The sequence below is a fragment of the Mesorhizobium sp. CA7 genome (assembly GCF_020165015.1).
Taxonomy (GTDB): Bacteria; Pseudomonadota; Alphaproteobacteria; order Rhizobiales; family Rhizobiaceae; genus Mesorhizobium.
The window spans coordinates 41,399-56,569 of the sequence record NZ_JAIUHH010000004.1 but is presented as its reverse complement, the minus strand read 5'-3'; the positions used below and the strand labels follow the sequence as shown (position 1 = coordinate 56,569).

General features: G+C 63.3%; 11 protein-coding genes. 6 read left to right on the top strand and 5 right to left on the bottom strand.

Annotated elements, in window-relative coordinates; genetic code table 11:
- Positions 1 to 11 precede the first annotated feature (11 nt).
- From LB552_RS10365 to LB552_RS10345, 5 genes are all read right to left on the bottom strand, one after another.
- Complete coding sequence (locus tag LB552_RS10365; RefSeq protein WP_224604909.1) at positions 12 to 1,106, bottom strand: glycosyltransferase family 4 protein; 1,095 nt, start codon at positions 1,104 to 1,106, stop codon at positions 12 to 14.
- Positions 1,107 to 1,590: 484 nt separating this feature from the next.
- Positions 1,591 to 2,733, bottom strand: a complete 1,143-nt coding sequence (locus tag LB552_RS10360) for a DegT/DnrJ/EryC1/StrS family aminotransferase (protein ID WP_224604906.1) — start codon at positions 2,731 to 2,733, stop codon at positions 1,591 to 1,593.
- A gap of 254 nt (positions 2,734 to 2,987) precedes the next feature.
- On the bottom strand, positions 2,988 to 3,911 hold the full coding sequence (locus LB552_RS10355; protein ID WP_224530021.1) for a carbohydrate kinase family protein: 924 nt from the start codon (positions 3,909 to 3,911) through the stop codon (positions 2,988 to 2,990).
- Positions 3,908 to 4,354 (bottom strand): RbsD/FucU family protein, encoded by a 447-nt coding sequence (locus LB552_RS10350; protein WP_095766828.1) that lies wholly within the window; start codon positions 4,352 to 4,354, stop codon positions 3,908 to 3,910. The genes LB552_RS10355 and LB552_RS10350 overlap by 4 nt, the downstream gene beginning before the upstream one ends.
- A gap of 1 nt (position 4,355) precedes the next feature.
- Entirely contained in the window at positions 4,356 to 5,579 is a 1,224-nt protein-coding gene (locus LB552_RS10345; RefSeq protein ID WP_140845712.1) for an ROK family transcriptional regulator, read from the bottom strand.
- A 260-nt stretch (positions 5,580 to 5,839) separates the two neighbouring features.
- On the opposite strand from LB552_RS10345, the gene LB552_RS10340 reads away from it, so the two are divergent.
- The 6 genes from LB552_RS10340 to glgC all read left to right on the top strand — a co-directional run bounded on the left by LB552_RS10340 (position 5,840) and on the right by glgC (position 15,140).
- Positions 5,840 to 6,826 (top strand): sugar ABC transporter substrate-binding protein, encoded by a 987-nt coding sequence (locus tag LB552_RS10340; protein WP_411909284.1) that lies wholly within the window; start codon positions 5,840 to 5,842, stop codon positions 6,824 to 6,826.
- Between the two features lie 162 nt (positions 6,827 to 6,988).
- On the top strand, positions 6,989 to 8,050 hold the full coding sequence (locus tag LB552_RS10335) for an ABC transporter permease (protein WP_095766830.1): 1,062 nt from the start codon (positions 6,989 to 6,991) through the stop codon (positions 8,048 to 8,050).
- A gap of 2 nt (positions 8,051 to 8,052) precedes the next feature.
- A complete protein-coding gene (locus LB552_RS10330) occupies positions 8,053 to 8,835 on the top strand; it encodes an ATP-binding cassette domain-containing protein (protein WP_176477005.1) in 783 nt (260 codons plus the stop codon).
- A 142-nt stretch (positions 8,836 to 8,977) separates the two neighbouring features.
- Positions 8,978 to 11,440 (top strand): glycogen/starch/alpha-glucan phosphorylase, encoded by a 2,463-nt coding sequence (locus tag LB552_RS10325; RefSeq protein WP_224604904.1) that lies wholly within the window; start codon positions 8,978 to 8,980, stop codon positions 11,438 to 11,440.
- 154 nt (positions 11,441 to 11,594) lie between these two features.
- Positions 11,595 to 13,808 (top strand): 1,4-alpha-glucan branching protein GlgB, encoded by a 2,214-nt coding sequence (gene glgB / locus LB552_RS10320; RefSeq protein WP_224605938.1) that lies wholly within the window; start codon positions 11,595 to 11,597, stop codon positions 13,806 to 13,808.
- 63 nt (positions 13,809 to 13,871) lie between these two features.
- Positions 13,872 to 15,140 (top strand): glucose-1-phosphate adenylyltransferase, encoded by a 1,269-nt coding sequence (gene glgC, locus LB552_RS10315; RefSeq protein ID WP_095766832.1) that lies wholly within the window; start codon positions 13,872 to 13,874, stop codon positions 15,138 to 15,140.
- Positions 15,141 to 15,171 lie beyond the last annotated feature (31 nt).

The window sequence follows — 15,171 nt, the reverse complement described above, 5'->3', positions numbered from 1 at the left end:
AAGCGGTGCTGTTAAAAAGTGCTGGCTATTTCAGCCGCGTTTTCGGCGAACCCGTTTCGCGAGCCGAGTGGAAATTGCTCGTCGCGCGCCAGCAGGCGGTAGATCCCCAAATAGTCGGTGCACATGCGCCCGACCGTGAATCGCCTTTCAAAAGTTTTCCGCACACGTGCGCGATCGAGACTGCCTATCCGCCGCACAGCTTCGACGGCTTCGTCAATGCTTTCCACTATCAGTCCGGACACGCCATGATCGATGACCTCCGGAACGGCTCCGCGGTTGAAGGCAACCACCGGGGTGCCGCAGGCCATCGCCTCGATGGTCACGAGGCCGAACGGCTCCGGCCAATCGATCGGGAACAGCAGCGCCGTCGCATTGCCCAAAAATTCCGCCTTCGCACGCTCATCAATCTCGCCAATGAACTCGACATTCGAATGTCGAACCACCTGGGGTTCGACCTTACCGCTCCAGAATGATTGGTCCACTGCGTCGATTTTGGCCGCGATCTTGAGCGGCATCCCGACGCGCGCGGCGATTTCTATCGCGGCTTCCGGGCCTTTTTCGGGTGAGATGCGACCGAGGAACGCGAGGTATCCAGAGGCTTTCGGCCGGAATGGGAGGATATCGTTCGGCAGGCCGTGATAGACCGTTCCAAGCCAGTTGACCGGCGGCATGGGCCGGCGCTGGTCATCCGAGATCGAGACCAGTGGAATGTCGTTGAACATCGCGTAAAGCTGCGCCAGGTCCGGAAGGTCGAGCCGGCCATGAAGCGTGGTAACGGTTCGCTGCGCGAACTCTCGAATTATCGGGAAATGGAGAACGTCGACGTGGAAATGCAGCACGTCGAATTCATTCGCCCGTCTGCGAACCTCTTCAAGCATCATGACATGGTAAGGAATGGGATTCTGTGCTTTCGGATTCAGGCGCAGTGCAACGTCGCAACATGCCACCAGTTCGGCCGAAGTACGTGAATCGCCGCTGGCGAACAACGTCACGTCATGGCCCCTTCGAACCAGCTCTTCCGTCAAATAGGAAACGATGCGCTCGGTCCCGCCATAGAGCTTGGGTGGCACGGACTCAGTCAGGGGTGCGATCTGGGCAATCTTCATGTGCAGGGCATCCTGGAACGAAAGTCGGCCTTCAACGAACCGGCGACGGCAGCGGGCACCCCTTCTCCCGGTTCGCCGTTTTCTCCCGGTTCGCCGTTCTCGCGAACTTTCGGACTGCTAATTTGTTCCCGGCATCAATCACTTCGCCGTGGCATCGTATGCAAAAGTGAAAGGGCGGAATGTAAACTGCCGGACGGGCAAGCCCGTTGGCGAACATGGCGGCGATCGAGGCGCCGGTCAGGCTGACAAAGAAAGACCGCAGAGCATGTACGCTGCGGCTGATGCAGTGCGGCCGCATTCAGGCTTGGCCTTGCTAATCAATGAGGAACATCCGCCCGCTTGATCCGCGAGCATCCCCGATTCTGATAGCGCCACATTCGCATCCCGAGATATGCACCGGTACCCCATCTGAGCGTGAAGAAACCGCGGCTGTGAGTCCTATGCGATGGCGACCCTCTGTCGTCTTGAGCGACACTGAGGGAGATCAGGCCGCCGCTACATGCGCCGAGTTCGAGCCGATGTAATTCCTGATCGTCTCGATAATCCGATTCTGATCGGCCTCGCTCAGATAGGCATGCATCGGCAGGCAGAGAATCTGCTTCGGCAATTCCTCCGAGACGGCAAGGCCGGTCGGTGTCCGCGGAAAGTGCTTGTAGGCGACCTGCTCGTGCAGCGGCTTCACGTAATAGATCACCGACGGGATGCCCTTTTCGCCGAGATGGGCCTTGAGCCCGTCGCGCTTCGGCGTCTCGATGGCGTACTGCGCCCAGGCGGAGCGGCCGTGGCCGAGATTGCGTGAGGCCTTGACGATGTCGCCAAGGCCCTTGGCATAGCGGTCCGCGACCACCTGCCTGGCCACCATCTCCTCCTCGAGGATGGCGAGCTTTTCGATCAGGATCGCCGCCTGCAGCGTGTCGAGGCGCGAATTGATGCCGACGCGGACATTGTCATATTGCGTCTCGCCCTTGCCGTGGAAGGCGAAGGAACGCAGCTTGTCGGCCAGCGCAGCATCGTTGGTGAACATCGCGCCGCCGTCGCCGTAGCAGCCAAGCGGCTTCGCCGGATAAAAGCTGGTCGAGCCGACATGGCCGAAGGCGCCGCACATCGTGCCGTCGGCGGAACCGCCCATCGACTGCGCAGCGTCCTCGATCACCAACAGGTTCTCGCGCTTGGCGATCGCCATGATCGCCTCGTAATTCGCGGAGAGCCCGAACAGGTCGACCGGGATGATCGCCTTCGGCTTCAGCCTACCTTCCTTCTTGATCATCTCGATCGCCGCCTCGAGGCTGGCGATGTCGATGTTATAGGTGTCGCGGTCGACGTCGACGAATACCGGCTCGGCCTTGGCGAGCGCCACCACCTCGGCGGTGGCTGCGAAGGTGAAGCTCGGCACGAACACGGCATCGCCCGGGCCGATGCCGGCGGCAAACAGCGGCAGGAGCAGCGCGTCGGTGCCGTTGGCGCAGGCGATCACATGCTTGACGCCGATATAGGCGGCAAGCTTATTCTCGAATTCCGTGACCTGCGGCCCGAGGATATAACGGCCGTCCTCGACGACGTGGTCGATCGCGGCCTTCAGCCGGTCGCGGATACGTTCGCGCTGCGCGCCAAGATCGATGAACTGCATGTCGCCCTCGAAACTGCCTGTAAAACCGGCCCGCTGGTAACAGACTTGAACCGGCTGAGAAAGCCGGTGGCGGCCGGCGCAAATTGCTCAGGTGTCGCAGCCTGTTGCCGATTTTGCCGGCGCAATGCCTGAAAAACCCGGAAATCCGAGCCGCAAGAGGCGTTTTCCGGCCCCTCCCATCGCGTCGTTCCACCGGTGGGAAACATAAAGTGATCGGCCGCGAAGGGCGGATTCGCGTCCGCTCCCACGCTGGATCAGGCGATTTCGTGCCGCCAGGGCGGGTTGGCGCCGGCCCGCGAAACCGTCACCGCCGCCGCCTTGGCGCCGAGCTCCAGCGCCTTGCGGATCGCATCTTCCGGCAGGTCGCCGATCGCCGCCTTGGTGAGCAGGCCCTGCTCGTGCAGGGAGGCCAGAATGCCGGCGTTGAAGGTGTCGCCTGCGCCGACCGTGTCGATGACCTTCACTTTCTGCGGCATGACGGTGACCTTGTGCGCCTTGCTGTAGCCGACGGCGCCTTCGCTGCCATGGGTGACGACGATCAGCTTCGGCCCGCGCTCCAGCCAGTTGCGCACCACATCCTCATGTGAGCCGGCCTCATCGAACCATTTGAGATCCTCGTCGGACAGTTTCACGATGTCGGCCATCGCCATCATCTCGCGGATACGCCTCAGATGCTTCGCCTTGTCGGGGATGAAATTCGGCCGGATGTTGGGGTCGAGCATCATCACCCGACTCCGGTGCTCGCGCCGCATGAATTCCTCATAGGCCGATCCCGCCGGCTCGGAGATCAAGCTGATGGCGCCGAACAGCATCGCCTCGATCTCGGGCCCGAGCTTCGGCAGGTCCTCGATGGTCAGCATGCGCCCGGCGGTGTTCTCGTCATAAAAGGTGTAGGTCGCCTGGCCGTTGGTGAGCCGCACGAAGGCGAGTGTCGTCGGACGCGGCGAGGTGTGCGCATAGGTGGAGCTCACCTTGCTTGCGCCGAGCGCCTCGCGGAACTGGCCGCCGAACAGGTCGGAGGAGAGGCCGGAGAAAAAGCCGGCCGGAGCGCCGAGCCGGCCGAGCGCGATCGCCGAGTTGAACACCGCGCCGCCGACATAGGGCGCGAAGGCCGCTTCGCCTTGCGTCGTGGTGCGCGGCAGCATGTCGATCAGGGCTTCGCCACAGCAAAGGATCATGTCGTCTTGGTCTCCGGCGGATGGATCACGCCCTTGCGAATGATGATGTTGGCAAAGAGCCTGGGTTCGCTGGTCGCAACGATGGCGTGCGCCGCCTTGACGCGTGCATAGAAGTCGGGCCCGGCCAGAGCAACCACCTTGTGGCCCGGCGCACGCCTGGCGCAAACCGATTCCATCTCATGATGCACGGCGTCGGCCAGCGCCGGGTCGCCCTTCACCGAGGCACGAAACAATGCCTCCGGCACAGCCTCGTCCACCGGCAGCACACTGAGCACGGCGTCGAGGACGGCTATAACGTGGTGGCCGTCGGCGCGAATCAGCCGCCGCGCCTGTTCCTCGGCCGGATAATTGCCGTCGACGATCGCGATCTCGTCGCCATGGCCCATTGCCCTGAGCGTCGCCAGGAACTGGGGCCCGAGCAGCGACGGGATGCCGATCAGCATGTCAGGCGCCTCCGGACGTGTGAGGCCCGATCAGGAAGCGCTCGGAGAGCGGCAGGCTGGCGCCGCCCATGGCGCGTGCGTGAATGCCGACCGTTCCCTCGCGCACGACAGGCAGTTTCAGTCCTTCGGCATCGACCCGGGCGATCGCTTCCGTGACGGCATCGACCAGCCGGCGCCGCACATCGAGCGGCATCCAGCCGTCGATAACCGCCGCTTCGAAATCGATGACCGACGAGGCAGCGACAATGGCATAGGCCAGCGCCCGCGAGGCGCTGGCGATCCACTCGTCGAGATCGGCGCCGATCTCGCCCCATTCCTGCGGCGAGGTCCACAGATAGGAGCCGTCGATGCCCTTGGCGGAGAGCGCCTTTTCCAGCATCGCGATCGATGCGACGTCGATGAGCTGCGTCGGCTTGCCGTCCGGCCCCGGCACCGGCATCGAGCCCAGCGCGCCGGCGTTGCCGTTCGGCCCGCTGTAGAGGCGGCCATTGAGCACGATGCCGCCGCCGGCGAAGGCGCCGATATAGAAGTAGACGAAATCGCGCGCTGCGCCCGCTCGTCCGAAGACGAGCTCCGCGCCGCAAGCCGAAGTCGCGTCGTTCTGCAGGTAAACCGGGAACTCGCACTGCCCCTGGATGTCGGCGCGGATGTCGCGATGGCGCCATTCGTCCATGATCTCGCGCGGCGCGCCGGCCGTGTCTGCCCAGTTCCATAGCTCGAACGGCATGGCGATGCCGAGCCCGGCAATGCGCTTGTCCTGCGCCGGCGTCAGTTCGCCGCGCATCGTCTTGATGCCGGCAGTGACGAATTCGACGGTCTCGCGCGGTGCGGGATAGCGGTAGGAATGCTGCAGCATGGCGCGCACGTTGCCGAGGAAGTCGATCAGCACGAGCTCGGCCGAGCGCCTGCCGATCTTGAGGCCGATGAAAAAAGCGCCTTCCGGATTGAGCGCCATCGGAATCGACGGTTGGCCGATCTTGCCGCGCAGCGGCGCCTGGCGCACAAGCAGCTTGTCTTCCTCGAGCTCGCGCATGATCACCGACACCGTCTGGGCCGACAGCCCGGTCATGCGCGCAATGTCGGATTTGGCCAGGCTGCCATGCTGGCGCACCAGGGACAGCACGAGCCGTTCATTATGGTCGCGCATGCCGCTCTGGTTGGTGCCGCGGTGCAGCCGGCTCTCCAAAGCCTCGGGCGAACCGTGCCTCGCAATGCCGGTCTCCACCCTGTTTCCTCCCGTCTGTTTCCCCTCGATGCTTTTCGTTCAGAATGGGTGAACAGCGCAAGGCTGTCAATAATAAATAAGAGTGATTTAATTATTGACAGCCGTTGCGGACTGGTGTCTTTTGATCTGGCGTCCACGCTGGGAGAAATGGTTGGATGCGTTTGAGGCGCCGGGTTGGCTGGCGTCCGGAATGGTTCCACTGGGAGGAAATCGTGACCAAGAAATCGCTGCTGAAATCCACCGTATTCGCGGCGGCCGGGCTGGGCCTGCTCGCATTTGCCTCGTCCGCGTCGGCCGCGGGCGTCGGCGCCTGCCTGATCACCAAGACCGACACCAATCCCTTCTTCGTCAAGATGAAGGAGGGTGCGACCGCCAAGGCCAAGGAACTCGGCGTTGACCTCAAGACCTATGCCGGCAAGATCGACGGCGACAGCGAGAGCCAAGTCGCGGCGATCGAAAGCTGCATCGCCGACGGCGCCAAGGGTATCCTGATCACGGCCTCCGATACCAAGGGCATCGTGCCGACGGTGAAGAAGGCGCGTGACGCCGGCCTGCTGGTGATCGCTCTCGACACGCCGCTCGATCCGATCGACGCCGCCGACGCCACTTTCGCAACGGACAATCTCGAAGCCGGCAAGCTGATCGGCGCCTGGGCGGCCGCTACGCTCGGCGACAAGGCCAAGGACGCCAAGATCGGCTTCCTCGACCTGACCCCCTCGCAGCCGACCGTCGACGTCCTGCGCGACCAGGGCTTCATGATGGGCTACGGCATCGACGTGAAGGACCCCAACAAGATCGGAGACGAAACCGATCCGCGCATCGTCGGCCATGACGTGACGAACGGCAACGAAGAGGGCGGCCGCAAGGCGATGGAGAACCTTCTGCAGAAGGACAACACCATCAACGTCATCCACACCATCAACGAGCCGGCCGCTGTCGGCGCCTATCAGGCGCTCAAGGCCGTCGGCCTCGAGAAGCAGGTGCTGATCGTCTCGGTCGACGGTGGCTGCCCGGGCGTGAAGTCGGTCACCGAAGGCGTCATCGGCGCCACCTCGCAGCAATATCCGCTACAGATGGCGGCGCTCGGCATCGAGGCGATCGCCGCCTTCGCCAAGGACGGCACCAAGCCCAAGCCGACCGAAGGCAAGAACTTCTTCGACACCGGCGTCAACCTTGTCACCGACAAGCCGGCCAATGGCGTCAAGTCGATCGACACCAAGGAAGGCCTGGCCAAGTGCTGGGGCTGATGCTCTGAGAGGTCCACGAACCGTGCGGCTGGGGGCTTGATCCCCGGCCGCATCGGGTGGACGATGCGCTTTCGTCAAAGCGCGACAATCCTGGCGACAAGACCGGAATAGGCGTCGACGGCGTGTGCGGCAATGAGAGGCCGTATGCAGACGGGAGGACATATGTCTCAGATACAGGAATTCGAGAAAGTACTTACGGGAAGCGACACCAGCGTCGCCGCCTTCGACGAGCACAAATCGGCCGTCAAGCGCGCCCAGCACTTCCTGCATTCCACGCCGGCGGCGGTGCCGCTGATCGTGCTGGTTCTGTCGGTCATCATCTTCGGCATCGCCATCGGCGGACGTTTCTTTTCGTCCTACACGCTGACGCTGATCCTGCAGCAGATCGCCATCGTCGGCATCCTCGGTGCCGCGCAGACATTGGTCATCCTGACCGCGGGCATCGATCTCTCGATCGGCGTCATCATGGTGATTTCGGCGGTGATCATGGGCAATTGCGCGGTGACCTATGGCATGCCGGCCATTCTCGCCGTGGCGATTGGGCTTGCCGCCGGCGGCGCCTGCGGACTGCTCAATGGTCTCCTGGTCGCCTACATGAAGCTGCCGCCCTTCATCGTCACGCTCGGCACCTGGAACATCGTCATGGCCACGAATTTCATCTATTCGGCCAATGAGACGATCCGCGACACCGACGTCGACGTCCAGGCGCCGCTGCTGCACCTGTTCGCGGTGAGCTTCAGGGTCGGCTCTGCCGTGCTGACGCTTGGCGTCATTGCCATGGTCCTGCTGGTGATCCTGCTGTGGTACGTGCTCAACCACACCGCATGGGGCCGCCATGTCTACGCCGTCGGCGACGATCAGGAGGCTGCGAAACTGTCGGGCATCCAGACCAAGAAAGTGCTGATGATGGTCTATGCCCTTGCCGGGCTGATCGCCGCTTTCGCGGCTTGGGTCTCGATCGGCCGCAACGGCTCGGTCTCGCCGTCGGCCGCTGTCACCGACTACAATCTGCAGGCCATCACCGCGACGGTGATCGGCGGCATCTCGCTGTTCGGCGGGCGCGGCTCGATCCTTGGCACGCTGTTCGGCGCCATGATCGTCGGCGTCGTCTCGATGGGCCTCAACATGCTGGGCGCCGATCCGCAATGGAAGGTGCTGCTCACCGGCGTACTGATCATCGGCGCCGTGGCGATCGATCAATGGATCAGAAAGGTTTCGGCATAGTCATGACCCAGGAGCCCATTCTCACAGCGCGCGGCCTGATCAAGCGCTATGGCCGCGTTACCGCCCTCGACAATGCCGATTTCGACCTCTATCCGGGCGAAATCCTCGCCGTCATCGGTGACAACGGCGCGGGCAAATCATCGCTGATCAAGGCGATCTCCGGCGCGGCCGTGCCCGACGAAGGGGAAATCCGGCTTGAGGGCAAGCCAGTTGCCTTCAAGTCGCCGATGGAGGCTCGGGAAGCCGGGATCGAAACCGTCTACCAGAACCTCGCCCTGTCGCCGGCGCTGTCGATCGCCGACAACATGTTTCTCGGTCGCGAGATCCGCAAGCCAGGTCCGCTTGGCAGCTGGCTGCGCATGCTCGACCGTCCGGCGATGGAGAAGCGTGCTCGCGACAAGCTCACGGAGCTCGGCCTGATGACCATCCAGAACATCAGCCAGGCGGTGGAGACGCTTTCGGGCGGCCAGCGCCAGGGCGTGGCGGTGGCGCGTGCTGCCGCTTTCGGCTCGAAAGTGGTGATCATGGACGAGCCGACGGCCGCCCTTGGCGTGAAGGAAAGCCGCCGCGTGCTTGAGCTGATCCTGGACGTCAAGAAGCGCGGCCTGCCGATCGTTTTGATCTCGCACAACATGCCGCATGTCTTCGAGGTGGCGGACCGGATCCACATCCACCGGCTTGGAAGGCGTCTCTGCGTCGTCGATCCTAAGCAGATTTCCATGTCGGATGCGGTGGCGCTGATGACCGGCGCCAAGAAGCCGCCGGAGGACGCGCTGGCGGCTTGATCCCCACGACATGTCCCTGTTGCCGCAGGCGGGCTGATGGGTCGGTTGAGTAAATCGATTGAACCTATGCTGCAACGCACTAAGATGGGCTGGGAGGAACGGTGAAAGCCGCTATGATCAGGCCAGTTGAACGAGAGGCAGCATGACATCCGCCATGACGATCGAAGTCCCTGTTCTCGACAATCCCGACCCCAAGACGCTCGCCGAAGAAGTCTTGATGTCGCTCAAATACCGGGTCGGCAAGGACACAACCGTCGCCACGCCCTATGACTGGCTGACCGCTTCGATCAAAGTGGTGCGCGACCGCATCGTCGATCAATGGATGCAGGCGACCAAGGAGGCTTACGACCAGCAGGAAAAGCGCGTCTATTACCTTTCGCTCGAATTCTTGATCGGGCGCCTGATGCGCGACGCCTTCTCCAATCTCGGCCTGATGGAGAACATGCGCGAGGCGCTGTCCTCGCTCGGCGTCGACCTCGACCTGATCGCGGGGCTCGAGCCGGACGCGGCACTCGGCAATGGCGGCCTCGGCCGTCTCGCCGCCTGCTTCATGGAAAGCATGGCGACCGTCGACATCCCCGCCCATGGCTACGGCATCCGCTACGCCAACGGCATGTTCCGCCAGGAAATCCACGGCGGCTGGCAGGTCGAATTGCCGGAGACCTGGCTCGATCACGGCAATCCCTGGGAGTTCGAACGGCGCGAGCGTTCCTTCGAGGTCGGCTTCGGCGGCTCGGTGGAGGCGATCACCTCGAAGGATGGCCGGCTCGAACGCCACGTCTGGAAGCCGACCGAGCATGTGTTGGCCGTCGCCTATGACACGCCGGTGGCCGGCTGGCGCGCCAGGCGCGTCAACACGCTGAGACTCTGGTCCGGCATGCCGATCGACCCGATCCTGCTCGACAAGTTCAATGCGGGCGACCACATCGGCGCGCTGGCCGAGAGCAACAAGGCCGACGCGCTGTCGCGCGTGCTTTATCCTGCCGATTCCCATATGGCCGGCCAGGAGCTGAGGCTGCGGCAGGAATATTTCTTCTCCACCGCCTCGCTGCAGGACATCGTGCAGCGGCATTTGAGCCAGTATGGCGACCTGAAATCGCTGCCCGACAAGGCGGCGATCCACTTGAACGACACCCATCCCGCGGTCGCCGTGCCGGAGCTGATGCGGCTCCTGATGGACGTCCACGGCATGGACTTCGACCAGGCCTGGGACATCACCAAGCGCACCTTCGGCTACACCAACCACACGCTGTTGCCCGAGGCGCTTGAAAGCTGGCCGGTGCCGCTGTTCGAGCGTCTGCTGCCGCGCCACATGCAGATCGTTTACGCCATCAATGCGCAGGTGCTGCTCGAGGCCCGCGCCACCAACCAGTTCTCGGGCGATCAGATCGCCCGCATCTCGCTGATCCAGGAAAATGGCGACCGCCGCGTGCGCATGGGCAATCTGGCCTTTGTCGGCTCGCATTCGATCAACGGCGTCTCGGCGCTGCACACCGAGCTGATGAAGGAGACGGTGTTCGCCGATCTCCATAAGCTCTATCCCGATCGCATCAACAACAAGACCAACGGCATCACGCCCAGGCGCTGGCTGATCCAGTGCAATCCCGGCCTGACCTCGCTTGCCCGCGAGGCGATCGGCGACCGCTTCATGGACGACATCGAGGCGATCAAGGATCTCGATCCGCTCGCCGATGACGCGGCTTTCCGTGAGAAATTCGCCGGTGTGAAGCGGCAGAACAAGGCGCGGCTCGCCAATCTCGTCGCCGACCGGCTCGGCATCAGGATCGATCCGTCGGCGCTGTTCGACATCCAGGTCAAGCGCATCCACGAATACAAGCGCCAGCTGCTCAACATACTGGAAGCGATCGCGCTGTACGATCAGATCCGCTCGCATCCGGAACGGGACTGGATGCCGCGCGTCAAGATCTTCGGCGGCAAGGCGGCGCCCAGCTATCACAACGCCAAGCTGATCATCAAGCTGGCCAACGACGTCGCAAAGGTCATCAATGGCGATCCGTCGGTGCGCGGCCTGCTGAAGGTGGTGTTCGTGCCGAACTACAATGTCAGCCTGGCCGAGGTGCTGATGCCGGCCGCCGATCTCTCCGAGCAGATTTCGACCGCCGGCATGGAAGCTTCGGGCACCGGCAACATGAAGTTCGCGCTGAACGGCGCCTTGACCATCGGCACGCTCGATGGCGCCAATGTCGAGATCAAGGAACATGTCGGCGACGACAACATATTCATCTTCGGCCTCACCACCGCGGAGGTCGCCGAGCGGCGCAACAATGGCTACAATCCGCGCGGCGTGATCGAGACCTCGTCCGAGATGTCGCAGGCGGTATCGGCCATTTCCTCCGGCGTCTTCTCACCCGACGATCCCGACCGCTATCGCGACCTGATGAACGGGCTCTACCAAAGCGACTGGTTCATGGTGGCGGCCGACTTCGATTCCTACGCCGCCTGCCAGCGCGAGGTCGACGCCGTGTGGCGCAACAGCCCCGACTGGTACGCGCGCGCCATCCGCAACGTCGCCCGCGTCGGCTGGTTCTCGTCCGATCGCACAATCCGCCAATATGCGAAAGACATCTGGAACGTGCCCGTCTGATATGATTGCATGAGCCACAAAGAATGTGGCCAGATGCATGTCGCCCAAAAGTGCGTAGCGGTTTTGGGACCACGACATGCACCAAGACAAAGAACGGCGCATGCCGGAGCGAGGCATGCGCCAGAACAAGGTGCCCGGGGAGGGCGACCGTTTGATGAGGAAGCCGCGCGCGACCGCTGCGACAAGCGGGCCGGACGGACTGGCGCCAGCCGGCGATGTCGCGGCGATTGTCGCCGGAACGCACGGCGATCCCTTCGCGGTCCTGGGCGTGCATGAAGCCGGCAAGGGCTTCATTGCCCGCTGCTTCGTGCCCAATGCCGAATTCGTCACCGCCTACACGCTGACCGGCAAGGAGGTCGGCGAGCTTTCCCGCAGCGACGATGCCGGCTTCTTCGAGGGCAAGGTCTCGATCCGCAAGCGCCAGCCGCTGCGCTATCACGCCAGGAATGCCGGCGGCGATTGGTGGCTGACTGATCCCTATTCCTTCGGCCCGGTGCTCGGTCCGATGGACGACTATTACATGGCCGAGGGTTCGCACTTACGGCTGTTCGACAAGCTCGGCGCCCACATCGTCGAACATGAGGGCGCCACCGGCGTGCATTTCGCCGTCTGGGCGCCCAATGCGCGGCGCGTCTCCGTGGTCGGTGCCTTCAACGACTGGGATGGTCGCCGGCACACGATGCGCGACCGTAAGGACACGGGCATCTGGGAATTGTTCATTCCCGATATCGGCGCGGGCAAGCCCTACAAGTTCGAGATCATCGGGCCCGACGGCGTGCGCCTGCCGCTGAAGGCCGACCCGTTCGCCTTCGAATCGGAATTGCGCCCGGCGACCGCCTCGGTGACGGCGCCGCCCATAGCGCATCAATGGGGCGATGAGGCGCATCGCAATTATTGGCAGAAAGCCGATCCCCGGCGCGAGGCGATCTCGATCTACGAGGTCCATGCCGGCTCCTGGCAGCGCCGCGACGACGGCACGTTCCTCTCCTGGGACGAGCTCGCCGCGCGGCTGATCCCCTACGTGGCCGACACTGGCTTCACCCATATCGAGTTCCTGCCGATATCGGAGCACCCCTATGACCCATCCTGGGGCTACCAGACCACCGGGCTTTATGCGCCGACAGCCCGCTTCGGCGACCCCGACGGCTTCGCCCGCTTCGTCGACGGCGCGCACCGCGCCGGCATCGGCGTCATCCTCGACTGGGTGCCGGCGCATTTCCCGGTCGACGAGCATGGCCTGGTCCATTTCGACGGCACCGCGCTCTACGAGCATGCCGATCCGCGCCAGGGCTTCCATCCCGACTGGAACACGGCCATCTACAATTTCGGCCGCCGCGAGGTAGTGTCGTTCCTCGTCAACAACGCGCTGTTCTGGGCCGAGAAATACCATGTCGACGGCTTGCGCGTCGACGCGGTCGCCTCGATGCTCTACCTCGATTATTCGCGCAAGGCCGGCGAGTGGATTCCCAACGAGAAGGGCGGGCGCGAGAACCTGCAGGCCGTCAGCTTCCTACAGAAGATGAACAAGGAGGTCTACGGCCACCACCCCGGCGTGATGACGATCGCCGAGGAATCGACTTCATGGCCGAAAGTGTCGCGACCCGTGCATGAAGGTGGCCTCGGCTTCGGCTTCAAGTGGAACATGGGCTTCATGCACGACACGCTGGAGTATCTCTCCAAGGAGCCGATCTTCCGCAAGCACCATCACAACGACATCACCTTCGGCCTGGTCTACGCCTTCTCGGAAAATTTCGTGCTGCCGCTTTCGCATGACGAGGTCGTGCACGGCAAAGGCACGCTGCTCCACAAGATGGCAGGCGACGACTGGCAGAAGTTCGCCACGCTGCGCGCCTATTACGCCTTCATGTGGGGCTATCCCGGCAAGAAGCTCCTGTTCATGGGCCAGGAATTCGCCCAGCGCCGCGAGTGGAGCGAGGAACGCGCGCTAGACTGGGATCTGCTGGAATTCGCACCGCATCGCGGCGTCTGGCAGACGGTGCGCGACCTGAACTATCTCTACCGTTCGCGCCCGGCGCTGCATGCGCGCGACTGCGAGCCGGAGGGCTTCTCCTGGCTGATCGTCGACGACCGCGACAATTCGGTCTTCGCCTGGCTGCGCAGCGCGCCGGACGGCAATTCGATAGCTGTCATCTCCAATTTCACGCCGGTGCCGCGCGAGAACTATCGCGTGCCGCTGCCGAAGGCGGGAAAATGGCGCGAGATCATGAATACCGACGCCGAGGTCTATGGCGGCTCCGGCATGGGCAATAGCGGCATGGTCGAGGCAAGCGGGGAAGGAGGCGGCGTATCGGCGACGATGCTTTTGCCGCCGCTGTCGACGATCATGCTGGAATTCGTCACGGATTGAAGCAGATGATGTCTCATCCTGCTCTTGCAACAGTCCGGGCAGCTTGTTTGGGAGGGTAACAGAATGGCAGAGATCAGAAGAACCCAGCCGCTGGCACGCGATGCCATGGCCTATGTGTTGGCCGGCGGCCGCGGCAGCCGCCTCAGGGAGCTGACCGACCGGCGCGCCAAGCCGGCGGTCTATTTCGGCGGCAAGACGCGCATCATCGATTTCGCCCTCTCCAATGCGCTCAACTCCGGCATCCGCCGCCTCGGCGTCGCCACCCAGTACAAGGCGCACTCGCTGATCCGCCACCTGCAGCGCGGCTGGAACTTTCTGCGGCCCGAGCGAAACGAAAGCTTCGACATCCTGCCTGCATCGCAGCGCGTCTCGGAAACGCAGTGGTATGAAGGCACGGCCGACGCCGTCTACCAGAACATCGACATCATCGAGGCCTACGGCCCCGAATACATGGTCATCCTCGCCGGCGACCACATCTACAAGATGGATTACGAGCTGATGCTGCGCCAGCATGTCGACGCCGGCGCCGACGTCACCGTCGGCTGCCTGGAAGTGCCGCGCATGGAGGCGACCGGCTTCGGCGTCATGCATGTCGACAAGAAGGACAACATCATAGCTTTCGTCGAAAAGCCGGCCGATCCGCCCGGCATTCCGGACAAGCCGGAATTCGCCCTGGCGTCGATGGGCATCTATGTCTTCAAGACCAAGTTCCTGATGGAGCAGCTGCGCCGCGACGCCGCCGAGCCCGGCTCCAGCCGGGACTTCGGCAAGGACATCATCCCTTACATCGTCCAGCACGGCAAGGCGATCGCCCACCGCTTCGCAAAATCCTGCGTGCGTTCCTCGCACGAGGCCGAACCCTATTGGCGCGACGTCGGAACGGTGGACGCCTATTGGGAAGCCAATATCGACCTCACCGATATCACGCCCGAGCTCGACCTCTACGACCGCGATTGGCCGATCTGGACCTATGCCGAGTTGAAGCCGCCGGCAAAGTTCGTGCATGACGAGGACGGCCGCCGCGGCGAGGCGATCTCCTCGCTTGTCTCCGGCGACTGCATCGTTTCCGGCGCCTCGCTGCGCCGCAGCCTGATCTTCACCGGCGCGCGCATCAATTCCTATTCCAAGCTCGAGGAAGTGGTGATGCTGCCCGACGTCCAGGTCGGTCGCAACGCGAGCCTCAAGCGCGTCGTCATCGATCACGGCGTCCACATCCCGGAAGGACTGGTTGTCGGCGAGGACCCGGCACTCGACGCCAAGCGTTTTCGCGTATCGGAGAAGGGCATCTGCCTGATCACGCAGGACATGATCAACAAGCTCTCGACCACTTAGGGTCGGTCAACAAGTTGTCAGCCCGATAAGG